This is a genomic window from Paenibacillus sp. NPDC058898 (assembly GCF_049316025.1).
Classification (GTDB): domain Bacteria; phylum Bacillota; class Bacilli; order Paenibacillales; family Paenibacillaceae; genus Paenibacillus_AQ.
The window spans coordinates 65,649-91,855 of sequence record NZ_JBMOSM010000014.1 but is presented as its reverse complement, the minus strand read 5'-3'; the positions used below and the strand labels follow the sequence as shown (position 1 = coordinate 91,855).

The following is a 26,207-nucleotide window of genomic DNA, read 5'->3' as shown; positions in this document are numbered from 1 at the left end:
AATTACTTACCGCCATACGTGCGCGTGTAGGCGGTGTTGTACATAGTAAGGAGTTCATCGGAGCCGAGTTTCTTGGCCTGGTTAATAAATTGCTGATAGGTGGTGTCGTTAATCGGGGTTTTGCCGGTCACGAACTCCGTCACCTTTTGCTCAAGGAATTTGTTCAGATTGTTCAGCTTCGATTTCTCGAGCTCCAGCTCCTCTTCCGTCTTGACGATCTGTTTCGGTGCCGGGACAATGTACTGCTCATACCGGGCATTGATATCCTTGCTCTTCTCGCTTAAACCACGCTCCCACACTTCACGGGATTTAGCGTTATTCAGCGTGATTAGGTCATACCATACGCCCCAATCCTTACGCAGCGCATTAAACGGAGATTCGCCGAACTCCTTGTTATATACCGCTTTACCGTCCTCCATCGTATACGTTTTGCCTTCGATTCCCAGGGACAGATAATTCGTTCCCTCTTCGCTGACCAAATAATCAAGGAATTGAACGGCACGCTCTTTATCCTTCACTTTGGCCGATATCGCTCGACCGACAGTGCCAACGACCGGACGGGAAAACTGATAGTTCTTGACCCCTTCCGCGGCAAAGGAAGGAATCGCGTCGAGTTCATACTCGGCCGTACCAGCCCCCCTCGCCTTCGCTACGAGCGACTCCAGATCGGCCTTCCAGAAAAACGTCACCAAGGATTTGCCGGTTAGTATTCGCTCCTCCCACTGCGCTTGCGTTAGCAGCGAGAATTCCGGATCCAACAATTTTTCCGCATACAGCTTATTCAGATAGACCAGCATATCCTGATAATTCTCATGATATGGGGCAAACGCGTATTGATCCGTGGTCGGATCCAGATTGTAGAAACCGCTGATCCCCGTGAAGATACGCCCAAAGGTCGTATACAGCCCCGTATCGCCAACGATGGCGTTGGATATGAGCGGATAGGAATCCGGAACCTTCTCTTTCAATGTTTTCAGATACTGATAAAATTCATCCACGGTGGTCGGTGCCTTTATCCCATGCTGATCCATGATATCCTTGCGGGCATACCAGATAAAGTTGAAGCCCTTGCCCTCCGCATCCCCTTCCAATACGGGTACGGTGTACAAGCCTCCGTCCGTGCCCGTTGCCAGCGCCTTGGCTTCAGGATATTTTTCGTAAAAAGCTTTAAGATTCGGTGCCCGATCCAAGTAATCATTAAGGTTCAGGAACACCTTCTCCGGCCCATGCTCCCTGCCGTCCTGCGTCGGCACCTGGATAAAATCCGTGGCGGTATTCGTAGCAATCATGATCTGCCTCTTCTCCTCAAGCCCCTCCTGGCTCACGATCTGGAACTTCACTTTGACGCCCGTCTTCGCCTCGATCTCTTTGAAAATCTCCCAGTCATCCCGAACCTTGCCCTCGACCCGGTCGTATACCAGCCAAGAAAAAGTAACCGGTTTGTCAGGACTTAACGTTCCCGAATCATCCTTGCCCCCGCCGGAGCATCCCGCAACCAGCATCGCGCTGAGCAGGATCATGGCAAGCGCAGTTCTGAACCCCTTTCGCCTCATTCCCTAACCTCCTTTTTATCTTCACAGCGTATAGAGACGGATTTGCTTGAAATCCATAACTACCCCTTAATGCCGCCAATCATCGTGCCCTGTACAAAATATTTTTGGATAAACGGATAGACGCATAGGATCGGCAGCGTACCGATCATGATCATGGCGTATTTCAACGTCTCCAGATGCGTCAGGTCTCCCTCGCCCTGCACATTCGTACCGGCGATCAGGATGTTGCGCATCATAATCTGCAGCGGGTACATCTCCCGGTCATTCAGATAGATCAAAGCGCTGAAAAAAGAGTTCCATTGATTCACGGCCGTGAACAGGCCGATCGTGACCATCACCGGTACGGATAAAGGCAGCACGATCCGCACCAGAATCTGCATGGACCCGCATCCGTCGATGGCAGCCGCGTCCTCAAGCTCCTCCGGCAGCGCCTCGAAGAATGTCCGCATGATAAACAGATACCATGTGCTGATCAGTGACGGGAGCACGATCGCCCATATCGTATCGAGCATCCCCAGCCTTTGAACGATCAGGAAGGTTGGAATCATGCCGCCGCTGAACAGTAGTGTGAACGCCGCCATCAGCAGAATCACTCTTCGGCCGGGCAGCCATCGTTTCGCAAGCGGATATGCCATGGCGGAGGTCGCAATCAGCGTCAGTACCGTCTGAAGGAAGGTATAACGGATCGTATTCCAATAACTCACCCAGAGATCCGGGTTATAGATAAGCTGCTCGTAAGCGATCAGCGTGATCTTCTTCGGCCATAGCAGCACGGCGCCACTCGCGACCATGGCATTGTTGCTGATGGAAGCCGAGAATACGTAAACCATCGGATAAGCCATTACAATGATCAGCACAATCATGAACAATACATTGAATACGTCAAACAGCTTCGAGGCGAAGCTTTCCTGCTTTTTCATCGTGCACCTCCCTTACCACAGGCTGGTCTCCGAATATTTGCGTACGATCCGATTGGCCGCAACGACCAGAATGAAGCCAATCGCCGATTGGAACAGGCCCACCGCAGTGGCGAAGCTGAAATCGGCATCGAGGATGCCCCGCCGGTACACAAAGGTGTTAATGACATCCGAGGTTTCATAATTCATCGTGTTGTAGATCAATAGTATTTTCTCGAAGCTGGCCTCCATGAAATTACCAAGCGACAGCACGAACAGAATAATCATGACAGGCACCATGCCGATGAACGTAATATGTCTGACCTGCTGCCACCGATTCGCCCCATCCATCTTGGCCGCTTCATACAGCGTCGGATCGATTCCGGCAATCGCAGCCAGATAGAGAATGGTGCCCCACCCCACCTTCTGCCATATTTCGGAGCCCACATACACCGTCCGGAACCACTCCGGCATGCCCAGAAACATGATCGGCTCGATGCCAAGCAGCTTGACGAGCAGATGGTTTACCACGCCCGTGGTGGGAGACAGGAAGGTCACGAGAATGCCCGCGATCACGACGGTGGATAGGAAATGCGGCATATAGCTGATGTTTTGCACAAACCGTTTGAACCATTTGCTCTTCAACTCATGGAACAGGATCGCCAGAATGATCGGCGCCGGAAAATGAAACAGGAGATCATACACATTCAGCATGATCGTGTTGCGAATCAGCTTCCATGCATCGGGGGTGACGTAGAAAAATTCAATCAAATGCTTGAATCCGACAAACTTGCTTCCCAAAATACCCCGGCCGATCGAATAGTCCTGGAAGGCAATGATGATGCCGTACATCGGCGCGTACTTAAATATCAAGTAGTACAAAATGCCGGGCAGCATCAGCAAGTACAACGCTTTATGTTTTCTCAGAACATAGCCGATCCGTGATAGCTGCGCCAATAATCCCCACCTCCGATTGAAAGCATTTACATTCATTTGTTGTTGTCCCCACTATACGAGCCGTTCTTCCTTCGCGTAAAGCAAACATCTTTTCCTTAAGACACATGTTTTGCACTGCCTGTGCCGCAAGGCTTTCAGCCTGTTCCATGCAAAAAAAGAGACTTCAGAAAATAATGCAGTCTCTTCTTTCCTATTGGTGAAAACTCCGGTATTTGGCGGGCGTAATGCCTTCATATCGGCGGAAAGCCCGAATCAAAGAATTTCGGCCCCAATACCCGACCTTCTCGGCAATTTCGTCAATTTTCAAATCGGTTTCAAGCAAAAATTGCTTCGCCTTCATCAGCCGGTACTTGGCGATATATTCCACGTATTTCTCGCCGACCTCCTCCTTGAAGGTCCGGCTGAAATGCCCGATGGACATATTCAACATACCGGCAAAATACTCGATCGACATCTCTTGATCATAATGCTCATGAATGTATTCAACGATCTCGCTAAACTGTTGACTCCGGCTGCTGGAAGCCGGCTTCCGGAACAGAAAACCATGAATCTCTTCGAAACAGCACGTCAGCTCGTCCCATGTCATGCAGCGATTCATTCGTTCGAACAGACCCGAGTAATACGGAACATTGAGTTCATTGCGCTCCGATTCCACGGCCCGAATCCAGGTGTTCAGCACATCGGCTAGCAGATATTTCATCTGCATGGCAGATGCATCCTTGCCCTTTCCCTCCTCCAGCAGAGCAAGCACGGAATGAAGCAGCTTGTCATACTCCCTCGTTTTGTACTGATTGAGAATCCGCTGAACCTCCTGTACAGATAGAAAAGAATCCCACTGCTGCAGCTCCCGGGAGGGCTGATTGCCGCAAATCTCCACCGCGGAATGCAGCCCCCGGTACTTCAGCATGGCCAGCGCATGCTCATAAGACTGGTGCAGCTCCTCAATGGCATGAACGGTCTTTCCGATACCGATGGTCGCTTTATAATAAGCACCGTATTCCAGAAAAACGTGCCTTATCTGCTCCGCTATTTGTTCCGGATGGTCCTCGCCCTCCGTAATGGGACCATGCTCCACGATGCAAGCTATCAGATCCGGCCTTGTCTGGCAGATCCAGACCATGCCATGTGCCAGCCGATGAATCTTGTCCTTCAGCTCCGTCAGCAAAAAAGTCTTGGTGGATTCCGATGCCGACTCGTAAACGGTTGGATCATAATGGAACGAGATGCATAGGACGGTTCTTGCCGCCTTATGGCTGTAGGCAAACTCAATCTCCTTGGCATAGTACTCAATCGATAAAGCATCGCGGTATTGCCCCAGCAGGATTTTCGTAAAAAACTGCTCATGAACAATCGGCAGCATCCCGTTCACCATCTGGAACAGCTCTTTATTCTCCGTCATAATGAACTGGGAATAGCGTTTTATGACATCAAACTCGTTTCCTTCGTGGCCGACCTCCCCGTTCGGATCGTGATGCAGCTTCAGTCCATCCTTAATCTCCCGAATCGGTCGGTATAAGCGCCGGCTTAAATAATACGAGGCGAGTGCGCCAACAATGAAAAAGAATAGGAGGAACAACCAACAGATCCATCGGGTCATATAGACCGGCTTCATCAATGTACCCAAATCGATCATGCTGATATAATGCCAGGACTCGTCAAAGCCGGATGCCATGAAGGACAGTCCCGTCTTGTCCGATATCGTGAATTGCGAAGCAATGCCCTCTGTACGTATTCGCTGCTGCAGGGCAAGCTGGTCCTGCTCGGTCAGTCCGTTCTGGGCGATCACTTTGGCCCTATCATCCACAATCGCCGTGCCCGTAACCCAGCTCTCCGGAATATGAATCTGCTCCTGAAGCTTGTCTCGTTTCACTTCGACCAGGAGATAGACTTCAGGAGCCGCGGTATTAAACGGGTAGCTCATGGAAGCCGTCAACGTGTCGGGGGTATCCATAAAGTCCATCATTTTTTTGCCGGATAATTCAGCTTCCAGCTGATGGCGGCGGTTCAGATCCAGGGGATAATGGGAATGGAAATAATACGCTTTATTCGTGTAGGTTTCGGCATCCATCATCAAATCCTGGTGAACAAAATAATAATACGCCCTCTCGACGAGATCATCCGATTCCAGCTGCTGCAGCTGCTCCCGCAGGGAATGAAGCAGTTCCGGAAGCAGCTGGCTTTCCGGCGAAGAAGCCATGGGAGCGAGAAGCACGCTCCGTAATCTGGAGGTGCTGAGGATATTAATCATGCTCGTTTTCAAGGACTGAAGCTCGGTATCCGTCTGCTCGGAGAACCGATTCATCATCACTTGGTTAAAACGCTCGGCATCCTTTTCAATGATGCGAACGACCAGCACCTGGGCAAGAACCGACGCAACAATAACGGGAATGAGAATGAGGAGAAAATAGTTGGCGAACAGCCTCCAAAACAGGGTGTACCTTCTGGGAGGCGGAGAATCGGTATCTCCCGGCTCAGGTGATCGGTTAGGCGGCGTCCTTCGCTCCATGAATGTCCCCCCCTCTTGGTATTTAAAATTGCAAGTAACAAGGCTTGCAGTTACGTTTACTATATTTTGATGTAAGTTATAATATTCGCTGCAACTTCTGTGCATGGAGTTTCAAGCTTAGAGCAAAATTGATAACCAAAAAGAAACCTTGAATGGCACAAAGCCTTTCAAGGTATAAATTGATTTTTGACTATTCAATTTGCACTGAGACTCTCTTATCCCTATTTTTATTCTTCTTAATTAACTCACTAACTTCGTCTAATGTTTTCTATTTTTTTCATGTTTCATTCCTCATCCAATGTTCGACGTTAATTTCAATCTTGGTGTCCTCTAAAGCTGTATATTTATGTTGAACGGGTTTGCCGCTTGAATCCACCTCCACGATTCCATCCTGTCTACTGATTTGGTAGATAAACTCAGCATGTAAAGGTACCTGCAGTTGATTGTAGTACATACCCTTACTCGGATCTTGAATCAGAGGAAACCAAGCATACAGGTTCATATCGACGAGTGTATTTAGCGGAACATGAACAACCATGTCCAAGGTTACACACTCTTTTTTCTCATCAACAACACGAATCTCTGTAATAGCTTCCAAGTCCTTGTATTTAACGGTTACCGAGGTGACCCCTGTTTTCTTAGGCACGATGGTTCCGTTCGCTATTACTTCCGCGATCTCTTGATCATACACATGATAATCCGCTCGTAATAAGGACATTTTAAAGTCATCCCCAAATTCCAGAATCGCGTTCAGTCGGCTTGTGGGACCTACAATACCCACCTCTTCACAACCAATTAACGATAATGAGCGTGCTTCGCCTTTCCTTCCAAAAAAATGAATGAGTGGAGATGATAATCTTACTGCCCAATCTTTCTCCACATGAGCAGCACCCGGATCATTGAAATAGATCAATTGAGTGTCGGCTTCATAACCTAAATCTACGAGTTCCTCTGTCACTGCACGGGTATGCTTATCCATGACTAAAGTTCCTTCAGAGCTCCCTAAATCAATCCATATTTGGGATATTGGTTGCTTCTTTGTAAAAGTATGATACAGCCTGATTTCTTCGAGTGAAATGGGATCTACACAATAAAAATAAGGGGAAACGATAGCTAGTTTACCGAATATATCTGGATTACGAAATCCGATATGATAGGTAACTTGCCCGCCTCTGGATGAACCCATTAACGCCGTGTGTTCAGGATCTGATTTCGTTCGGAAAACCGAATCCACGTAAGACTTCACTTCTTCAATGATGAACTTTTCATATAGAAGACCTTTGGGGTGAATCGGAACTTTATCGAGTGGATACAGCACCCCTTCCAAGTCATGGGTATATTCGTCGGACCTCTCCAGTCCCATATTAGCAATACCTACAACGATGATCTCTTCCATCTTGTGATCACGGATCAATCGATCAACGGTTTTATCTACATGCCAAGAATACCCATTGAAGGCGGGGTGAAAGATATTTTGCCCGTCATGCATGTATAATACAGGGTATCGCTTCGTTTTGTCGTACGCATAACTAGGAGGAAGATATACAAAAATATCTCTCTTATTATCCAAATGCGCCGAGTAAAAGCTCTCAATTCGCAAAATGCTTGACTTGTATGTCATTTTCATCACCTTCTGCAATTCTCGGGTATGAGATCTACCCATTGATCGACTTTGTAATTCAGGATTAATCCATCATCCGTTGTAAACTTTCGATATGGAACTTCCCTGCCTTGAATGTCTGTTTCATGCATGCCTAATCCACGAGAAATACGGAATTCAAACGAAATGCCTCTTGGCACCTCAAACGTTCCCCCATATAGTCCTTCTTGAATCATTGGTAACTCTATACCGGCGTATAACTTATCTGTTTCTGGCGTAAATGCCGGCACTTTTACGGAAAGATTAACGGTGACTGTATCGGAAATAAAGGGCACAACTGCGATTTCGAATTGATTTGTTAGATTGTTATTCATATATGTGATGGTGGTCTTCCCTACTTTTTTGGGGATTAATCTTCCTTCCTTTGTTACCTCCAAAATATCGGGATCACCAACTTCGTAAGTTGCATTTAAATCCGTCATCATAAATCCGCTATCAAAATGCACCACCGAATTTAATGTTCTCTTAAGTCCATCTATGCCAACAGCTTCAGGACCATGCAAATCAACACGGACCGGCGTACCTATTTCGCCAAAAAAATAAATTAACGGCGCATGAACCCGAGCCGCCCAATCCTTTTGAGAGTGGCCAGAATTGACAGCAAGATAATACATCAGGTCATTTCCGGGCTGGTAGCCGCTTTTAATAAGTATATCTGCCACATATCTCACATGTTTCTCCATCACGGTGAAACCCTCAGCATCTCCTACATCTATCCATATTTTAAGATCCTTTTTTTCTGTGTATACACGGCTTAACCATCGATCTTCCATCGTGCTCGGGTCGACACTGACAAAGAATGGGCATAGCGCACCTACCATTCCAAAAGTATCTGATTGGCGGAATCCTATATTATAAGACACGAGTCCACCCGCGGAGGAGCCCATTAAAGCCGTGTTACGCTTATCAGGTAGCGTTCGATATTCTTTATCAATGTAAGGTTTAACTTCTTTAATAAGGAATTCCTCATAAAGTTCGCCTTGATTGGTCGTATTAAAAATATTATGTCCATCAGGATTGGCATGCATATATTCTGATATTCTAGTGTCTTCTACGTGAGAGATGGCAACAACGATAATTTCTTTCATTTTCCCCTGAGACACCAATGCATCCACTGTGGTATGAATATCCCAAGATTCGCCTTTGTGATCTTCAAAGAACATATGCTGACCGTCATGCATATAAAGGACAGGATATCTTTTTTCTACATCCTTTTCATAACTAACGGGTAAGTAAATAAACATATCTCTCACATTATTAAGAATACTGGAATAAAAGTTCTTGATGGCGATTAACCGCGATAAATTCACAAGGCATACTCCCTCAACTAAAATTATTAGGATTGGGTCGACAAGAAAAAGAATTTCTCCTTGTTTACATAATCCACATCCTGAATGTAACGATCCATCATGCGCACAACTCCTTTATAATCATTCAAATTGAACTTGATTTGATACATATCGTCTCTCAAGATCTCCGAACAATCGCAGGTGCATATGGCAACTATTTTTTTATGCGTTTTGAATACCTCGTTAGCTAAAAATTCGTTCACGACCATTCCAGGGCTGTCTGGAAATTGGGATAAGAACGTATTCATACTGCTAGCTGTGTTATCTGAGACATAAATCTGGTTTTCATCTAAATTTGACTTTTGTTTAATAAACTCCATGAGTTCAGCATTGTTATAGGAATCCATAATCAGAAATTGGGGGGATTCACCAAGTAAACGCTGAGATAAATGAAAGCTTTGCTCAAAATCTGGGAGGACTTTATGAAACAATGAGTTATCAATATAACTGTCCATTACAAATACGGGAACCCCAAATCCAAAATAATTGGATATCGTCGAGAATCTGTCTTGATCCACATTTATTAAGAACGCACCATCTAGATTTCTTTCCATAATAATCTTGTTGGATGGCGTCATGCTGTCGATTTGCATAAAGAGGACATGGTAACCTAACTCGCTGCATAACTGCTCAAGCTTAAAAATGGCTTTCGAATATTTTAAATCTGACCATACATGCTGTTTTTCTTCTTTGAACAAAATGATGCCAATTAATCCGGTTTTCTTGATTTTTAAAGACTGGGCTGTTCGGTTTGTTACGTACTTAAGCTGTTGGGCAATTTTAAGAACTTTAACACGCGTTTCATCCGAAATGGATTGCGTCTTCACATTGTTCAAAATATAAGAAACTGTCGCGATCGATACATTTGCTTCTTTTGCTATATCTTTAATAGTTGTTTTTTTCATGGATAAACCGCCTTTACTTAAACGTTTAAGAGATTTAACCATATCCCTATTCTTTTGTCAAACGGGTGGCCTTGGCGGTATTTAATACGATCCATCCGAATGCAGGTAAACTTACGTTAATTGCATCACCCTCCACTTCATATGTTCCGTTGCCTATCATTAGTTCGGGTGAAAATTCCTGATGAATTTTGAAATCAACTTGTTCCGATTGACTGCTGTTATTAAAACAAATGTAGATTCGTTCATTGTCATTCTTTCTTTGTACGACAAGTTGATTATTTTTGGCATACATAAAATCGAATGAGCCTTCTTGTAATACGCGATGTTTCTTTCGAAATGAAATCATATCCTGATAAAAATTAAAAAGCACGTGGTTTTGTTTCTCCTTTTCCCAAATCATTGGTTTCCTGCAATCTGGGTCTGCCCCCCCTGTCATCCCTACTTCATCTCCATAGTAAATGCAGGGCGTTCCAAGGAATATGAATTGAAACAGTACAGCCAGCTTTAATTTATTCTCATCCTGTGCGACTGTGAGCAGTCTCGGCGTATCGTGGCTTCCCAGAACGTTAAAGGTTGCTTCGTTTACTTGCTGCGGGTAATTAGCCAAGAGCCAATTGATTTGATAGGAGAACTGTACCGCATCCAGGTTATCCTTCGCAAAAAACTCGATAATGGCATCCGTTGCAGGATAGTTCATGACCGCGTCAAATTGGTCTCCTTCCAGCCACGGCATGGCATCGTGCCAAATCTCTCCCAGAATATATAAATCGGGTTTCAGCACTTTTAATGTTTTTCGGAACTCTCTCCAAAAATCGTGGTCAACCTCATTCGCCACATCCAGTCTCCAACCATCAATATCACATTCGGTAACCCAATATTGAGCAACTTCTAACAAGTATTTTCGCACTTCAGGGTTAGACGTATTAAGCTTAGGCATATGGGATTCAAAGGCAAAACAATGATAAGATGGTCTTGGCTCACATGTAATCGGAAATTGCTTGATATGGAACCAATCGCGATATTTAGATTTCTCTCCGTTCTCGATTACATCCTGGAAGGGTGCAAAGTCATAACCGCTGTGATTAAACACCGCATCAAGGATGACACGAATACCTCGCTCATGACATGAATTCACCAGTTTTTTTAATAACTTAACATCGCCAAAATAGGGATCAACTTTTAAGTAATCTGTCGTATCGTATTTATGATTTGTTTTGGCTTCGAATATAGGGGTAAAGTAAATGGCATTAACACCTAGGGAACTGATGTAATCTAACTGATCTAACACGCCTTGCAGATCTCCTCCATAATAATCTTGCGGATCTGGATTGCTGTCTTTCCAAGGACGCACAGATGCAGGATCATTGCTCGAATCACCGTTAGCAAACCTTTCAGGGAAAATTTGATAAAATACAGACTCCTTTACCCACGCTGGCGGTTTTAACACCTCATGCGACCAAATAAACGGAAAATCGAAAAATGTTAGAGGGTTCCCCGGTTTTTCTTTACAGAAACCTTTCTCCGTGTACCAATATGTTTGATCCCCTGATATCAAGTGAAAGGCGTATCTGAGTCGTAAATGTGTAGGTTCGATTTCTACTTGCCAGTAATCGAATAATTCGTCACTTGCTATTTTATGAAGAGCCTTTTCGCATGCGGTATTATCCCAATCATACTTATCACCGTAAAAGGCATGAACCTCTTCGAGGTCATCTTTTTTGGTCCGAATTCTGATATGAATGAGATGATCATCGTATGCATAGCAATAGGAATTCCTTGGTCGATGATAGATTGCTTCTAATAACATGATACACTCCTTAGACATATGTGATTTGTAATCCCTTAACCCTTATCCGCACCCGCTGCGATCCCGTTAATCAAATATTTCTGGAAGTACATATACAGGATCGTAATTGGCAACGCAACAAGCACAGCACCTGCGGCAAATAAGGTAAAGCTGGAATTCGTCTCGTTCGCAACCATATTATATAAACCTTGCGCTAGCGTCATTTTTTCTGATGATCTTAGAACAATTTGCGGCAAAATAAAATCCATGAAGGGCGTAATAAAACTATTCAGTGCAACGAATGTAATGGCCGGCAAAGACAAAGGTAAAATAATTTTAAAAAATGAATCCTTATTACTGGCCCCATCCATAAAAGCAGCTTCTTCTAGACTTTTGGGAATCGTGTCAAAATGACCCTTCATCACCCATGTTCCCATTGAGATGGACCCGCCAGCATAAATCAAAATTAACCCTAGATGTGTATCTAGCAACCTCGTTTGTAATAGCAGAACAAATAGTGCCATGACGGATAAGAATCCGGGAAACATTTGCAAGATTAATAACGTCATTAATCCTGTTTGTCTACCTTTAAATCGAAATCTAGAAAAGGCATAAGCCGTCGCAGCTACAAGTGAGGTGGATATCACCGCATTCGAAATGGCGATCTTTATTGTATTCTTGTACCACAGTCCAAAATCAGTGTTCCTCATAAGATCAACATAATGAGCAATCGTGGGATGATCAGGAAACATCTGACTCACCAATAAGGTATTGCCGGGATTAAGTGAAGTTCCAATAACCCAAATAATTGGATATATCGTGGTAATGAATAGCACAATAAAAATCATGTAGATGCCAATGACCAGCAAGTTGTCTTTTATTTTCGACATTTAGACCAAATCCTCTTCTTTATTTGACTTCATCCGCCTGTAATTCCATAAGGAGAAAAACGCAATGAAAACGAACATAATAATAGACACAGCGGAGGCCATATTAAATTGACTTTGGTTCAGTGTCATTTTAAAAATCCATGAGATCAGAATATCGGTGCTTCCTGCGTAGTAAAAGTCCGGATTTTCCGGTTTCCCATCCGTTAGTAAATAAATTAGATTGAAATTATTAAAATTAAAAGCGAATTGCATAATAAAAATAGGCGCGGTAGCCAATAAGACAAGAGGAAGAGTGATCTTAAAAAAGTTTTGTAATTTTGAGGCGCCGTCTACCTCTGCAGCTTCGTAAATGTCGCGCGGCATTGTCGTTAAGATCCCCGACATTAATGCCATGAGAAAAGGGGTTGAGAACCACAAATTCACCATAAGGATAGACACTTTCGCCATCGTCGGATCGGAGAGCCACGGTACAGGTGAGAAACCAAGCTTCACCACCAAATCGTTAATCGGACCGAATGAGCCGTTCAATAATACCCTAAAAACCAAAATCGATATGAATTGTGGAACCGCCCAAGGCAGGATAAAGATGGTTCTCCAAAACTTTTTGAATCGAATCCTTGGGTGATTCACCATCATCGCTAATAAAAGACCGCTCAGAAAAACGGTGCTCGTCGAAACTGTAGCCCATATCAAATTCCAGACGGATATACCGAAGAAGGTAGATCTCCATGATTCTTGTGCAAATAAATCATAGAACACGCTAAATCCGATCCAATCCACTAATGCACGATCCGGAATATGTCCAGGAGCAGAATAATTGGTAAATGCGATCAACACATTAAATAGCAGAGGTATTAAGGTCACAAACAAGACAAAAAAAGCTGCGGGCAATAACAAAAGGTAGGGCAATTTACGAAATTTCATGGTTTTAATGGAATCTGTAAATCGTGGAGCACATCCCCCTTTGTCTCTAAGCGCTCCGTTTTTCCTAGCATCATAAACATTCATGAAATAAAAACTCAAATACAAAAGAATGATTATGAATGTGATCAGACCATTGATTAATAGAAAAATAGAATGGTCACCCTGCACGACTTTCCCCTGAATAACCTTTGTAGGCACATCGCCTAATGTAATAAATCCCACTATGCCTTTATAGGCGACAGGATAATAGTTCCAGAAGAACAATTGGGCTAGGATCATATAAATCAAGCCCTTCAGATACTGCTTGTTGTACAGTTGGCCCAATCCAATAAAAACCGCAGACAAAATCATGCCTTTCGTCTGATGCTGACGAGAACTTTGGTTCAAATGCATATCTGAGACCGCCTTACTGAGATTTGGAGAATCATCCTACTTTTTCGTATTGATTGCTGTTTTGATTTGACTTACGGCTTGATTTAAAACTGTGCCCGGGTCTTGATTGTCATTCCAAATGGATGAGAGAGCAGCACTTGCAGGAACCCATACATTACCCATTTCGGGAATAGACGGCATTGGAATTGAATATTTCGCTTGCTCTAAGAAAGCCGTTGTATTAGGGTCGTTCGTAAGAAGCGGATCGTCCATCAGATCTTTCCTGGGAGGCAATTGAGTTGTCATTTCAAAACGTTTCGTTAAACTTTGTTTCGTTGTCGCATAACTAGCAAATAATTTTGCAGCAACGGGATATTTCGTGTATGAGTTCACATATAAACCTCTAATACCTGAAAAACTTACTGGATGTTCACCATTAGGCAATAGAGGTAAAGGAGCTACGCCATAATCCATTTCCGTACTTGCCAAAGTTGAAATGAACCACGGTCCATTAATAATGGCAGCTGTTTTGCCTTCTTGGAAAAATCCAGTGATAATATTATCATTGAGGTCGTTTATATTTAGGGGCAATACTTTTTTAAAGGATTGTAAGAATCTTGCTCCTTCAATCGACTTATCATTGTTAAGACCGATATCATTTATATCCGTCCCATGATTGCCAAATACATATCCTCCGTAACCGCCAAGGAATGAATAAGATAAATACAACTGACCTACATCCCACATAAAACCATATTTTTTATTTTTCGGATCGTTATAAGTTTCGGCGAACTTAATGATCTCCTCATAAGTCTTCGGGGCTTTCTCCATCAACTTCTTATTGTAAAAAAGCGCATAGGTGTCAATGGCTGTTGGAAACCCATACAGGACACCATCATAGCTAACGCCATCGATTGCAGAAGTCATAAAATCATCTTTTTCAGACTCGGTAAACACATCATTTTGCAATACGAGTCCTGCCATAACAGCGTTTCCCAATTGATCATGTGGCGATGAGAAGACATCGGCACCAATTCCAGCGGGTCCATCTGTGGTAAGTTTCTTGACGGCATCTATCGCAGGAACCGGCTCTACCTTTACTTTTATTCCATATTCCTTTTCAAAATCATCTGCGACCGCTTTCATAAAGTCGAGTTCAGGACCTTTCGATTCCCATACAAGCAATTCAGCCCCGGCCTCAGGCTTCATCCTATCTTGTTGTTCGTTACCTGCTGCTTCATTCCCTTGCGATTGCTGGCTTGATGATTGATTATCCGTTCCACATGCAGTGAGGAATGAAAAGCTGAACAACGTTAAAATGATTGTGGAAATCAACAAACGTTTTGACATGAATACTCCCCCTTTTCGATCACTTAAACGTTTAAGCTATATTTCACTGCTATAGTAACTTCTAATCCCCACCAAAGTCAATGTTAAATTCTTGAAAAAAATTGTGCTTCAGGGGAAATCTTCTCCCAGTAGCAGTACAAGTCAAAAAAACGGATGAACGTTAATTAACGTCCATCCGTTTATATTGTGACTTTTTATAGAACCGTATCCGTCTAAATACCCTGCAATCACATTACAACTAATACCGGAGGTTTTCTCAAAGATAAAGACAGCCAGACACAATGAACGGCCAACACCAGCAGGATCAATAAATCATAACCGATAAAGGCATCACTGTTGTCGTTACCGACAAACTGAACGAAGTTGTGAAGGAAGTGGAATAGTATGAGAGGTATAATATTTTTGTTCTTCACCATCAGCAGAGCCAGTACAGCGCCTATAAGCAGAGCATATACAATCTGTAAAATCGTTTGGAATGCGTCCTGCCCTGACAAGACGTTCAGTACGTGCGTGACCGCGAACAGAATGCTAGAGGTGATGACCGCGGTTTTAATGCCTTTGGGCAGCAGCGTCTTTAGAATCAATCCCCGATAGATGCTCTCCTCCACAAAACCAACTAGCAGGGTAAAGAAGATAAAGAACAGGACCTCCGAAGCGCTAATATCGCGCATTCCTTTGAGCGAGATGACAATCAGAATAAGGAGCAAGGGAGAATAATAGACCCAATCGTTGGCTGGAATACTGCTGAGCTTATGGAAACCGAGCGCATTCCACTTCTTTTTCCATGTAAAGTACACCATCAACACCAGCGCGATTGGGATAAATGAGATCAGCACAGGCGAAGTATAACTCAACTCTTTAATCGTGGCGTAAGCTCCAGCGGCAAATACGGCTAATAACAGCAGAACCTCGATAATGATAACAGTTAAAACCGGGCGGTTTTGTGAAAAAGAAACCCTAGTTTTCAGGTTTGACATGGTTCAGATCCTTCCTCTCCATAATATCCTTCAGCCATTGCCGTTCCATCTGAAAATGGTTCAATCCATACGCCAGAACCGATACCCGATAGTAATAATTCTCAGGATGTTCGATCTCAGCCAATTCTCCAGTCACGACGTTCTGCACCGCCTCAAGCATGTGAATTTCCTGATCCAGCTTAAATATGTACTCAGCCAATCGTTTTTGACGAAGGTCTTCATCCAAATAATCAAAAAAGAAAATGCGGATCAGCTGCTCATTGCGCCCCGTCTGCATCGGTCCGGACAACCAGTCGAGAAAAGCCTTTTGACCGCTAGGCAGCAGTGTATATAGCTTCTTGTTCTTGCTGTTGTCCGTTTCGGTCAGTGTGACCATGTCCTTCTCTGCGAGTCTCTTGAGCGCAGGATAAAGACTTCCGTAACTCGCTTTGTAGAAAGTGCCTACAGTGCTGTCGATTGTTTTCTTAAGATCATAGCCGCTCATTGTTCCTTCCATCAGCATGCCGAGGAGAATGTACTCCAGCAATGTCATCACCACGTTTCATATAATGTATCTATTTGATATATCTATTCGATATATTTATAATTAACTTTTTTTCGAATAAAGTCAAGGGGAATTTTAACAAGCGATTCTTTTCTTCCGTTCATCCATCGCCATCCACAAAAAAAACGCCCCTAGCATCTGTTACCTGACACCAGTGACGCTTATCTCTTGATTCATTCTTTATTCCATGCGTTCAAACAGTTCATCCAGACGAGCCTTTAATTCTTCCGCATCATAGCGAATGAACGCTCCATTCACTGTTCCGACCACCACCTCATGATCCGTTACGTTCAGTGCACCGTTTCTGGCATATTGCTCTCGCAAATCCACGTTGCCGGTAATCACGTTATGCAATCTTCCCAAGCTTCTGCCGTCGTCCTTGTTCAGCACCACAAGATCGCTTCCCAAGCTCAGAAGCAGGTAGCGGTCCAGGATTCCATAACTGCTGCCAACTAGATGGGATAGATCGTCACTCGCTTTGGATATGGTCTCCATCTTCCAAATTACGCTGCCGGTCTCTTTATCTACCGCTGCCGGGATGCCGTTCAATGTAAGATAGACTCGCTCTCCCTCGATGGCGCCGCGGGCAGCTTTGCCTTTCACGGTCCATAATTCCCGATCTTCCAAGCTGTCATACAATACGCTTTCGTAAGCGGTAGCCCCGCTGAAATACTTCCATTTCAACGCGCGCTGCACCAACAAATACCGCTCATTTAGCACCTCGAACCGTTCCATCTCATCGGCTGGATACACACCTTCGCGTTCGCCAGTTTCCGTATTGAGCAGAACCCACTCCTTGCCAAGCAGCATCCATCTTGTTGTCATATCCGTAGGAGATACCGGATCGTAGCGATAGCCTCCAGTAAAATACGGATTTCGGTTCGGATCGTCCATGAACTTTTTCCCGACTTTGTAATCCCATACGGCTTTGCCGGTTTCGGGATCGTAGGCGGTAAGCTGTCCGTTCTGCTCGATGAGCACGTACGGATCGTCCGTGCCCTGGTTCAACAAGCGGTGTTCGCCGGACAACGTCTTTTTCCAACGCAGCTTTCCGGTTTCCTGATCCAGCACGCTCAGCAAACTTTTGGTTTCGTTCAGATCGAGCGGTTCATCCAGAACTACCGTGTCTTGCGCAGCCGTCATCGTCAGTCCAAATTCGTTCTTCGGCTCAACCTCCCATAACACTTTTCCATCCGACAACCGGATATGCCGCACGCGGGCTACATAATCCTTTACCACCGGGTTATAAGCCGAGAACATCGTGACATTCTCCTGCTCCTTATCCGTGACGGCTGTATACCAGCCAAATCCCGCATCCTCCTGCCACAGCTTCTTGCCGGTGCCGCGGTCAATCGCATACAAAGAAGAATTATCATGCATCCCGCTGTATCCGCCATCATCCCCCTTGAGGAGCAGGACGTCCTCGTTTGCCTCAAGCAGGAAGGTGAAGTTCAGATTGCCCTGATTTCGCCAGTCGGGCTCAGCTTTTAGGGTCTTCGGCGGCGGCACGGCGGCAAAACGATAGGTAAACTCGTAATCATCGCCGGGACTGAAACTCCGTTCAAAGGATCCGGCCCCCGGAATCGTCCACTCGCTGAACGTCAGTTTTCCGGACGGTGAGAATGTCACGGTATAATGGGCATCCCGCTGCTCATATCTCCAGGTCTCGCCGAGTATCATCGGTTTATTGGAGCTCATCTCCTGATTCCGCGATGTCTCCCTCGCCTGCGGCTCGCCAAGCAGCTTTTTCACATAAGAAGAAGGGGTGCCTTTCTTGAAAAGAAACTCCGTCAAGTTGCGTACCACATCCGTCGTTATTTCCGAATTTCCATCGAGAAGCCCGTCAGGCATCGCCTTCTTGGCCGTCACGTCACTGCCTCGTACCCACATCATCGCCGGACGGTAGATCCGGTAATCTTCCTTCCACTTGGCAGGACTGATCATGACGCCGTACCAGTCCTTCCACTGGGCTACAGCGATGAGCGACGTTCCGGTTTGGGATATCGGCCATTTGATCATGCTGCCGGGAGCAAGATATATACTGCCGCTGCTGCGCAGTTGAAGCGAGAGCGGGAAAATTTCTTTCACTTGGGCAGCTTCCTTGGACACATACCATGTCGGGAGCCATAAGTCTCCCCGGGAATCGGATTTGATTAAAGCCAATTCCCCCTTCACGGAGGTAAGCCGGAGCGTTTCCCCCTTGGTGCCGTAATAGCTCACCTTGAGTTTTGTCAGATTACTATTCTTACTAAGCGTATTAGGAAATAAAGCAACCTTCTGCTGAATCGTAACGCCTTGGCCGGATGTAAAGCCCCCAGCTTCAGCAGCACCAGCGAATACGACATGAGCACTCACCTGTGTACCCTGAGTCGATTGCCCATTAAGTGAAATACAGACGGCTGCGGTTATTCCGATGAAAAGTCGCTTTCGGATCGATATGCGTAAACTCACAGAAAACCATCCTCTCCCATACAAGCCTATATAATGTAAACGCTATTATAAGGCAATCTGTTCCAAAATCAAAACAAAAAAACTCCCTTCCAGGAAAGGAGCCGTCCACATTTTCTTTATTGTCGTCTACATTCACGATAGGATCTCGTTAAAATGACTTCTGCAGCATATTCACAAATAGCCGTCTTCCCTGCATTATCGTACCTCCATACGCCAACTCGCTTCGGATAGGGTATGGCCCGGCGTTTGCCTGCCTGTCATTTTTCTGGTGCGATTCGTCACCCCGTCTGATATTTCCCCCCATAATTGCTCGAGAAAGGATGCTGGTGCCATCGATGAGTTTCTATTGGCTGCTGCCGCCCCTCCAATGGTTCGATTCTCAATCCGGGTATCTTCACCAGAAATCTTGAACTCTGCGCACCCCGATAGTAGCAAGACACCAACCAATACTATGATTGCTGGCCATACCATAGTAAGCCTAATGTTCCGTTTCGCATGATGTATGGATCCCATCCCGACTGCCTCCTTATGTACTCTCTGAAGGAAAGTATAAGGAACATATCTTATCAATCAGTGGGGTAAGTTCTTAACGAATGCTTAAATAAAGCTGAACAATTACCTTCGCTTATGCTGAATCAGATCGTCATACATTCGAAAAATATGCTTAAATCCATGTACTTCCCTCCGCTGAAGGGGTAAACAGCCAGAGCGCAATCCGAATTGACTTTAAAATGCTTGGAAGATTGGATTGAAAAAAATAAATGATTTGTGGTTGTAAACGGAATGGAAAATTTACCTATATATATGAAGGCCAATCAAACCATAAATAAGGAGAGTTGACCAATGAAAAATGTATTGTATGTACCCTTGGATGATCGCCCAGTAAACCTTGATGATGTAATCAAATTGGGACAAGCTTCGGGCTTGAACCTGATAACTCCTACTGCTGCAGTTATTCGTAACCGAATCGATTCGGTCGCAGAAGCCTCAGGCAGCCAACTTATAGGTACCTCCGCACCTACTTTTGGTAAACCGGAGGATATTCGTCAGTTCATATTGAATCATGCCTCTTCCGTACAGGGTTTTATTATTTCTATCGATATGCTCGTTTATGGGGGGTTAATCGGTAGTAGACGCTTGCGAACAAGCGGAGGAGGGACGTATCCCCATTATGATTCAGGGACAACAGACTTGCTTGACCTAATCCGCGAGATTAAACAACATTATCCCAGCAAGCCAATCTATGTGTTTGATACCATTTTGCGACTCGCTACGACCACTTATGTGGAGGGACTCTCTTATAACGCGTACACCGAGTCTCGCAGTTTCATGGGTATAGCTCGCAAAAAATATACAGACTTCAGCGATATTTTGAACGGCTATAATGTATCCAGTGATGGCGCCGAGCTGGGCGATACCGTCCACTTCAATAAAACCCATTACTACAACACAAGGCAACATAAGTTTAAAACCAATCATTATGTATTGGACAGGCTTGTACGTCAGGGCTATATTGATTTCCTGGCCGTTGGAGTGGACGATGCGAAAGTAGAAGGTGTGCAAATCAATGAAATTAAATTTGTGGAGAACTACATCGATCGTTATCTAGACGGTTGCGAGGGGCAAAATCCGAATCGTGCCATTATATTGCCTGATGCAGATGGCTTGGGTCATTCTCTGGTAGCACGGATGGCTAATCAATTGCATCGAGAAGGCAGCAAAACGCAAATTTCGCTGCAATATTACGGCCCTCATGGATCCACGATCATCAACGACTATGAATACATGACTTTACATCAGAATATTCTTCGTCATATTGATGTGGTTGGCGGCCAATATGTAACTTGCGAACCAAACATAGAAATTCTGGCAATCACAGACGAAACACAGGTGTCCCATGCCGTAAGCCGTATCCATGCCAATGGAGCAAACTTCGTAGCAACCGTGGTTATGGATTTCACCGGGAAAGGCTCTGCCAATCCCACAGTAACGGAAGCGCTGCTAGACAGCCAGTATACGGGACGCCTATTAGGTTATAGTGCATGGAACACTGCCGGGAACCTTATGGGCATCTCGCTTGGCATGGGGCAAGCGAGATATGCTTTTTTGGTATCAGAAACCTCTGCCTCCAAGTTGAACATGGCCGTTAACGCTCATGGGTCACTACTCTTTAAACGATTTTTGAAGGATTACTATTATAAGAGGCTTGCTGTCGTCGATGTCCGAAGCTATTCCAGAACTCCAAGCCATATTCGTTACGATAATCTTCAAGCCTCGTTCGCTGATCAGAACATGCGTCTCTTTAACACAGAATCAGCTTACCAGCAAGTGTTCACGATCCTTCGAGATCAAATGCAGATTCACCAAACAACGCTGGCTGGAAGGGACGCTTTCCTGATTGGCACCTCCGCTCCGACATGCAATGTCAAACAAATAAAGGGGTGTTCGTGGAGATTGGCAGAATACAGCAGTGCTTCGCTGGCTTATGACAATCCTGATTTCATCTGGTGGCGAGCCTTTGAGATCACACTCAATCCTAGGGTCACACTCCAATAACATGAGAATGAAAAAGGACAGCTCGGTCTTTATCGGAGCTGTCCTTTTTCTTTTGTCCGTTTTTATGAGTGGATTCAATAGTTCAACTTATAGAGTACCATTTCACAATAGATGTAAAAAATGGTATAATAAAATAGGAACAAATGTTCTTATTTTTTGCGGCTCGTTAACTTCTCTTTTTTCCCTAAATGATGAATACGATTATAGACAGGCATAGGAGGGATGCGTTATGAAGAAGCATATAACAGCATATGAACGCTATAAAACAGAAATTTATCGAATTGGTTGGAGAATACAATATCAGGCTAAAAAACTTAGAAAACGAGAAACGCCGTACCCAGATTTTAGTACCGTGCAGACAGGCTCATTTCATGCAAGATCCGATGACCGCATTTGGATTGGTCAATTACTGGATTCATTGCCTCCGCAAGGGAGAACCATTATATATAAACTCTTCATAGAAGACCTCACTGAAGCGGAAGTAGCCAAGCAGCTCCATATCTCTCAACAGGCGGTGAACCGATGGAAAAGAAAAATGATCCAAAAGTTATCTCAGATCGCGAATTCATGACTTTGCTGCAAGCTGCAAAGCAGAATGATGATCAAGCCATTCTGCAACTCATTGATTTATACAAAGACGATATTTTGAGAATCAGTCAATATATCTATATGCCTCAAGAGGATGCCATATCAACGATTGTCCTGGAGTTTATGGAAGTGATTCGGGAGAACAATGATACCTATGAGACAGAGTAACTTTGCAGTTTCAATTATGGCCTCGATATTAGTGGGTTTAATCCCCAGAAAAATTTCTTTCTTTCCAGTATAAACAAACCCAGTACCGGCGCGGTACTGGGTTGTGTTTTACAGTGTAAAAAAAGATGTAGTACATACAGGCAAGTTAAAGCATCCGTTATACGACTTTAGGAAACCGCGTTTCAAAGGTTGTCCTCTGCTGGTCGCTCCGTACCCGGATTTCACCGCCTTGGATCTCCACAATGCTCTTCGTAATGGCCAATCCCAAGCCGGTACCCCCTGTCTGCTTCGAACGTGAGGTCTCCACACGGTAGAAGCGATCAAAGATGAACGGCAAATCACGCTCAGGAATCGGATCTCCGTAGTTGGTGAAGCTAATGCTCACCTGATTGCCATCGCTGCGGACGGCGATGTCGATCTTTTTGCCCGAATCTCCGTAACGGATCGCATTGGTTATCAAATTCTCGTAAGCTCGGACAAGTTGGGCGCCATCTGCCTGAATAATGAGGCCTTCCTCTGCCGCAAGCTTGCATTCCATCCCGGATTTCTCCAGGGCAGGAACGAATTCCTCGATCAGCTGTCTAATGAACTGAGCCATATCGATCTTCTGGATATCCAGCGGAAGCCCGTTATTAATCCGTGTGTATTCGAACAAATCATCAATAAGCTTCTTTAGATTTTGCGCTTTCTCATAAGCGATATTCACGTAATATCGCAGCTCCACTTCATCCTGGTACCGGTCTTCCTCAATAACTTCCAGAAATCCCAGTATCGATGTAAGCGGCGTCCGCAAGTCATGGGAAACGCCCGTAATCAGATCATTCTTTGTTTTCTCCGCGTTACGCTCCTCCAGAATGGATTGGTGAAGCTGCCTGCTCATTTGGTTGATGCTCTCCGCCACCTCACCCAGCTGGCTGCCTGACTGCACCGGAATGTCGGTGTCGAAATTCCCCTTGGCAATCTCGCGAAGCCCATTCCTGATTTCCTCCAGATAAACGTTCAGCTGTTCGGTCATGCGGTTTATGCTGGAAGCGACGACGCCTAATTCATCTTGGGATTTAAGCTCGATTCTGGAATCGAATCGTCCCGCCGTGATGTCCTGAAGACCGGTCTGTATTTTCTGCAGATCAAGGACAAACCACTTCGTGCTCATATAATAGCTGGCAAAAAAGAGAATGATGCCCGTAACCAGCATAACCGGATCCGAGCCAATATGGTTAATGATCCAGACGAGCGGCGGCTTGATTGCCGGAATCGAGAGAATTAGCGTACTTAACGCATAGAGTATAATAAGCAGAGCTGCCGTGATGCCGATGCTGCTAAACAGCATAAGCAGCATCTTCAGACGGATGCTATGAAGCTTCATTACTTTCAAGTTAGTCACCTCTGCTTAAGTTTACTCTATTTTGTAACCAATCCCCCACACCGTCTTAATATATTCCGGCTGCTGCGGATCCTTCTCGATCTTCTCGCGCAGCTTGCGAATATGTACCATGACCGTATTTTTCGATTCCATGAACGGTTCGTTCCACACCTCAGTATAAATCTTGTCCATGCTAAGCACGAGTCCGCGATTGATGGCCAGCATATGCAGCAGGGCAAACTCGCGCGGCGTCAGCTTAATCTCAACGCCTGCCACCGTTACCCGGTGAGAAGCGACATTCATAATCAGCTCATCGATCTGGATTTCGTTCTCATCCCTCACCGAGTTGCTGTTCAGCTGTTTGTATCGGCGGAGCTGTGATTTGATTCTAGCGATTAATTCCAGCGGGCTGAACGGCTTGGTCACATAATCATCCGCGCCGATGCTGAGCCCGGCAATCTTGTCAATCTCCTGACTCTTGGCGGACAGCATGATGATCGGCGTGTTGTTCTCCTCCCGAATTCTCATACATGCCTCAATGCCATCCATCTGCGGCATCATGACATCCAGGATGATTAAATCCACTTTATGGGTTCTTAGAATCTCCAGCGCTTCCAGGCCGTGAGATGCGGTGAGCAGCGTGTAGCCCTCATTTCTGACGTAAATCTCCATCAATTTCAAAATTTCGGTTTCATCATCAACCATTAATATCGTAACTCCAGACATGGCTCCTCCTTGTTCCGAATGCGGCCGTCAGCACAACATCTGTACGTCGTCTTTCTCCATGGATGTCAGACCGCGTGGTGCGGTAATTGATGTTTCTTCTCCATAGCCATGCCCTCGTCTTCGGATGCGTCCTGGTTTGCGATGAAACCGACTACGAACCGGAAAACGGCACAGACGGCGAATCGACTGGCTTAACCGATTTCTTCGCCTTCGGAATATTACCGAATATCACCCATGAGCCCGGTATATATCGAACCGTCAATTCCACAACGATCCATGAACAGCCTAGCGCTGCCGCAAAACCTCCTGCATACCACAGATGGGTCAGCATCGAGCTCCCCGTAGTTAGCGGAAACTCCCGGTAGACGAGCAGAAAGAATGGATGAATGAGATATATCCCGAAGGATACGGCCCCCAGTCTCTCCAGCGCTGGTGTCCATCCGCGCACCCCTGCCCGATAGAACAGAATGGCAAACTGGAGCAGAACAAGCGTCCCAAAATAAGTATGCATATTCCACAATAGCTCATACAGCGTTGAATTATATCCGGTTCCGTGAAGACGGTTGTTGTAATAAATGTACACATGGCCGAGACCAGCAGCTGCCCATGCGATCCATAGCACCACCCAGGCGGCGATGCGGTGTGGTCGTGCGTTCGCGCGGCTAATGACAAGCCAGGCCTTCAGTTTCGGGTAATAGATGCCGATAAATGCTCCCAGCATGAAATAGGCAATGTAGGACAATGCCCAGCTCCCTTTATTCGGTACCTGCCAATAGTACTTATTCATTAGTATAAACGTCCACTGGATCACCAGTCCAATCGGTATCGCCCATTTCGCAAGCTGGGGCACCTTCTTGAACAGCCACAACACAAGCGGAAACAGCACATAAAACTGAATGCTAATAAATACGAAATATAGATGCGTATACGCTTTGCCCGTCAACAGCTTTTGAACAAAGCTCTCCATCGTCTCGCCAAACGGTCTGCCCTGATAATATAAATAGTGCAGCAGCGCGAAATAGAACACAGAGAACAGCGTATATGGAATGATAATATACAGCAGTCTTTTCTTGTAAAATCCACCGATCAGCTTTTTCGTCGTAGGACGGTCATAGTAATTATAAAAGAGTACCAGACTGCTCAAAAATATAAATGTTGGTGTTCCGTATTTCATGAAGATGTTCATGAAATTGTACATAAAAAAGTATTTGGAGTCTGTCATCGCAGATACAGCATACGAAGTGGAGTGCACAGACAACACGCCGAGGATGGCAAATGCGCGTACCAATTGCAGCTCGGGAAGACGTTCCCTTGGTAAAGCGTTTATTTTGTTCATGGCAGTACCCTCTCATCTTTAAAATCCGATTATTCCCGTTCATTCGGAAACGGATTCATCAAGTATAGTAGACATTTCTTAACGCCATACTTCCAAATTCTTATCATTTGCTTAAGATTATGGTCCTTCCTACTAATAAAATTCTCCTTGATTACGAAGAATCCTTGGACATACAATAAGAAAAACGTCTATTGACGCACTTTCTCAGTAGACAGACCGCATATAGCGGAAGTTTTTCTTACGAGATAAGGATGGTAAGCCTCAGATGTTTATCTTTCTTATCTCAAAAAAATAAACTTTTCAGAATGGGGGTGAATGGGATGTTGCACTTGATCCGTATCATTCGAAGT

21 protein-coding genes are annotated in these 26,207 nt (G+C 45.0%); 3 read left to right on the top strand and 18 right to left on the bottom strand.

Features of this window, described 5'->3' with window-relative positions:
* Positions 1-2: 2 nt before the first annotated feature.
* From ACOZB4_RS27990 to ACOZB4_RS27920, 15 genes are all read right to left on the bottom strand, one after another.
* Complete coding sequence (locus ACOZB4_RS27990; protein WP_379412823.1) at positions 3-1,553, bottom strand: extracellular solute-binding protein; 1,551 nt, start codon at positions 1,551-1,553, stop codon at positions 3-5.
* A 59-nt stretch (positions 1,554-1,612) separates the two neighbouring features.
* Complete coding sequence (locus ACOZB4_RS27985; RefSeq protein ID WP_379412814.1) at positions 1,613-2,473, bottom strand: carbohydrate ABC transporter permease; 861 nt, start codon at positions 2,471-2,473, stop codon at positions 1,613-1,615.
* A 12-nt stretch (positions 2,474-2,485) separates the two neighbouring features.
* The gene (locus ACOZB4_RS27980) at positions 2,486-3,406 is read right to left on the bottom strand and encodes an ABC transporter permease (protein ID WP_076322906.1); all 921 of its coding nucleotides are present in this window, start codon (positions 3,404-3,406) and stop codon (positions 2,486-2,488) included.
* Between the two features lie 190 nt (positions 3,407-3,596).
* Positions 3,597-5,912, bottom strand: a complete 2,316-nt coding sequence (locus ACOZB4_RS27975; RefSeq protein ID WP_379412805.1) for a helix-turn-helix domain-containing protein — start codon at positions 5,910-5,912, stop codon at positions 3,597-3,599.
* A 277-nt stretch (positions 5,913-6,189) separates the two neighbouring features.
* Positions 6,190-7,533, bottom strand: a complete 1,344-nt coding sequence (locus tag ACOZB4_RS27970; protein WP_379412958.1) for an alpha/beta hydrolase — start codon at positions 7,531-7,533, stop codon at positions 6,190-6,192.
* 5 nt (positions 7,534-7,538) lie between these two features.
* A complete protein-coding gene (locus ACOZB4_RS27965; RefSeq protein WP_379412797.1) occupies positions 7,539-8,882 on the bottom strand; it encodes an alpha/beta hydrolase in 1,344 nt (447 codons plus the stop codon).
* 26 nt (positions 8,883-8,908) lie between these two features.
* Positions 8,909-9,826, bottom strand: a complete 918-nt coding sequence (locus ACOZB4_RS27960) for a LacI family DNA-binding transcriptional regulator (protein WP_379412794.1) — start codon at positions 9,824-9,826, stop codon at positions 8,909-8,911.
* 46 nt (positions 9,827-9,872) lie between these two features.
* Positions 9,873-11,633 carry an alpha-glycosidase gene (locus ACOZB4_RS27955; protein WP_379412789.1) on the bottom strand — a complete coding sequence of 587 codons (1,761 nt, stop codon included), beginning with the start codon at positions 11,631-11,633 and terminating at the stop codon, positions 9,873-9,875.
* Positions 11,634-11,668: 35 nt separating this feature from the next.
* Positions 11,669-12,502 carry a sugar ABC transporter permease gene (locus tag ACOZB4_RS27950; protein ID WP_076322900.1) on the bottom strand — a complete coding sequence of 278 codons (834 nt, stop codon included), beginning with the start codon at positions 12,500-12,502 and terminating at the stop codon, positions 11,669-11,671.
* Positions 12,503-13,819, bottom strand: a complete 1,317-nt coding sequence (locus ACOZB4_RS27945; RefSeq protein ID WP_379412782.1) for a sugar ABC transporter permease — start codon at positions 13,817-13,819, stop codon at positions 12,503-12,505.
* Positions 13,820-13,855: 36 nt separating this feature from the next.
* The gene (locus ACOZB4_RS27940; RefSeq protein WP_379412779.1) at positions 13,856-15,148 is read right to left on the bottom strand and encodes a maltose ABC transporter substrate-binding protein; all 1,293 of its coding nucleotides are present in this window, start codon (positions 15,146-15,148) and stop codon (positions 13,856-13,858) included.
* A 227-nt stretch (positions 15,149-15,375) separates the two neighbouring features.
* Positions 15,376-16,125: a CPBP family intramembrane glutamic endopeptidase gene (locus tag ACOZB4_RS27935; RefSeq protein WP_379412777.1), complete on the bottom strand. Its 750-nt coding sequence runs from the start codon at positions 16,123-16,125 to the stop codon at positions 15,376-15,378.
* A complete protein-coding gene (locus ACOZB4_RS27930) occupies positions 16,106-16,657 on the bottom strand; it encodes a helix-turn-helix transcriptional regulator (protein WP_098742392.1) in 552 nt (183 codons plus the stop codon). Before ACOZB4_RS27930 ends, ACOZB4_RS27935 begins: the two co-directional genes overlap by 20 nt.
* Positions 16,658-16,849: 192 nt before the next feature.
* Positions 16,850-19,120 (bottom strand): PQQ-binding-like beta-propeller repeat protein, encoded by a 2,271-nt coding sequence (locus tag ACOZB4_RS27925; protein WP_379412774.1) that lies wholly within the window; start codon positions 19,118-19,120, stop codon positions 16,850-16,852.
* A 195-nt stretch (positions 19,121-19,315) separates the two neighbouring features.
* Positions 19,316-19,633, bottom strand: coding sequence for a hypothetical protein (locus ACOZB4_RS27920; RefSeq protein WP_076322895.1), 318 nt, complete (start codon positions 19,631-19,633; stop codon positions 19,316-19,318).
* Positions 19,634-19,963: 330 nt separating this feature from the next.
* Between ACOZB4_RS27920 and ACOZB4_RS27915 the strand changes: the two genes are divergently transcribed.
* The 3 genes from ACOZB4_RS27915 (at position 19,964) to ACOZB4_RS27905 (ending at position 22,432) form a co-directional block, all read left to right on the top strand.
* A complete protein-coding gene (locus tag ACOZB4_RS27915) occupies positions 19,964-21,676 on the top strand; it encodes a DUF4127 family protein (RefSeq protein WP_379412771.1) in 1,713 nt (570 codons plus the stop codon).
* A gap of 229 nt (positions 21,677-21,905) precedes the next feature.
* Positions 21,906-22,247 carry a sigma-70 family RNA polymerase sigma factor gene (locus ACOZB4_RS27910; RefSeq protein ID WP_076322893.1) on the top strand — a complete coding sequence of 114 codons (342 nt, stop codon included), beginning with the start codon at positions 21,906-21,908 and terminating at the stop codon, positions 22,245-22,247.
* Positions 22,244-22,432, top strand: coding sequence for a hypothetical protein (locus ACOZB4_RS27905; RefSeq protein WP_083659672.1), 189 nt, complete (start codon positions 22,244-22,246; stop codon positions 22,430-22,432). Before ACOZB4_RS27910 ends, ACOZB4_RS27905 begins: the two co-directional genes overlap by 4 nt.
* A gap of 157 nt (positions 22,433-22,589) precedes the next feature.
* On the opposite strand, the gene ACOZB4_RS27900 is transcribed toward ACOZB4_RS27905, so the two are convergent.
* From ACOZB4_RS27900 to ACOZB4_RS27890, 3 genes are all read right to left on the bottom strand, one after another.
* Positions 22,590-23,807, bottom strand: a complete 1,218-nt coding sequence (locus ACOZB4_RS27900; protein ID WP_076322891.1) for a sensor histidine kinase — start codon at positions 23,805-23,807, stop codon at positions 22,590-22,592.
* Between the two features lie 21 nt (positions 23,808-23,828).
* The gene (locus ACOZB4_RS27895) at positions 23,829-24,521 is read right to left on the bottom strand and encodes a response regulator transcription factor (RefSeq protein WP_339271086.1); all 693 of its coding nucleotides are present in this window, start codon (positions 24,519-24,521) and stop codon (positions 23,829-23,831) included.
* A gap of 151 nt (positions 24,522-24,672) precedes the next feature.
* Complete coding sequence (locus ACOZB4_RS27890; protein WP_379412763.1) at positions 24,673-25,857, bottom strand: acyltransferase; 1,185 nt, start codon at positions 25,855-25,857, stop codon at positions 24,673-24,675.
* Positions 25,858-26,207 lie beyond the last annotated feature (350 nt).

Coding starts and splice junctions, on each gene's coding strand:
- ACOZB4_RS27990 (WP_379412823.1), bottom strand. CDS start 1,553: ATGAGGCGAAAGGGGTTCAGAACTGCGCTTGCCATGATCCTGCTCAGC.
- ACOZB4_RS27985 (WP_379412814.1), bottom strand. CDS start 2,473: ATGAAAAAGCAGGAAAGCTTCGCCTCGAAGCTGTTTGACGTATTCAAT.
- ACOZB4_RS27975 (WP_379412805.1), bottom strand. CDS start 5,912: ATGGAGCGAAGGACGCCGCCTAACCGATCACCTGAGCCGGGAGATACC.
- ACOZB4_RS27970 (WP_379412958.1), bottom strand. CDS start 7,533: ATGACATACAAGTCAAGCATTTTGCGAATTGAGAGCTTTTACTCGGCG.
- ACOZB4_RS27960 (WP_379412794.1), bottom strand. CDS start 9,826: ATGAAAAAAACAACTATTAAAGATATAGCAAAAGAAGCAAATGTATCG.
- ACOZB4_RS27955 (WP_379412789.1), bottom strand. CDS start 11,633: ATGTTATTAGAAGCAATCTATCATCGACCAAGGAATTCCTATTGCTAT.
- ACOZB4_RS27950 (WP_076322900.1), bottom strand. CDS start 12,502: ATGTCGAAAATAAAAGACAACTTGCTGGTCATTGGCATCTACATGATT.
- ACOZB4_RS27945 (WP_379412782.1), bottom strand. CDS start 13,819: ATGCATTTGAACCAAAGTTCTCGTCAGCATCAGACGAAAGGCATGATT.
- ACOZB4_RS27940 (WP_379412779.1), bottom strand. CDS start 15,148: ATGTCAAAACGTTTGTTGATTTCCACAATCATTTTAACGTTGTTCAGC.
- ACOZB4_RS27935 (WP_379412777.1), bottom strand. CDS start 16,125: ATGTCAAACCTGAAAACTAGGGTTTCTTTTTCACAAAACCGCCCGGTT.
- ACOZB4_RS27930 (WP_098742392.1), bottom strand. CDS start 16,657: ATGACATTGCTGGAGTACATTCTCCTCGGCATGCTGATGGAAGGAACA.
- ACOZB4_RS27920 (WP_076322895.1), bottom strand. CDS start 19,633: ATGGGATCCATACATCATGCGAAACGGAACATTAGGCTTACTATGGTA.
- ACOZB4_RS27915 (WP_379412771.1), top strand. CDS start 19,964: ATGAAAAATGTATTGTATGTACCCTTGGATGATCGCCCAGTAAACCTT.
- ACOZB4_RS27910 (WP_076322893.1), top strand. CDS start 21,906: ATGAAGAAGCATATAACAGCATATGAACGCTATAAAACAGAAATTTAT.
- ACOZB4_RS27905 (WP_083659672.1), top strand. CDS start 22,244: ATGACTTTGCTGCAAGCTGCAAAGCAGAATGATGATCAAGCCATTCTG.
- ACOZB4_RS27895 (WP_339271086.1), bottom strand. CDS start 24,521: ATGTCTGGAGTTACGATATTAATGGTTGATGATGAAACCGAAATTTTG.
- ACOZB4_RS27890 (WP_379412763.1), bottom strand. CDS start 25,857: ATGAACAAAATAAACGCTTTACCAAGGGAACGTCTTCCCGAGCTGCAA.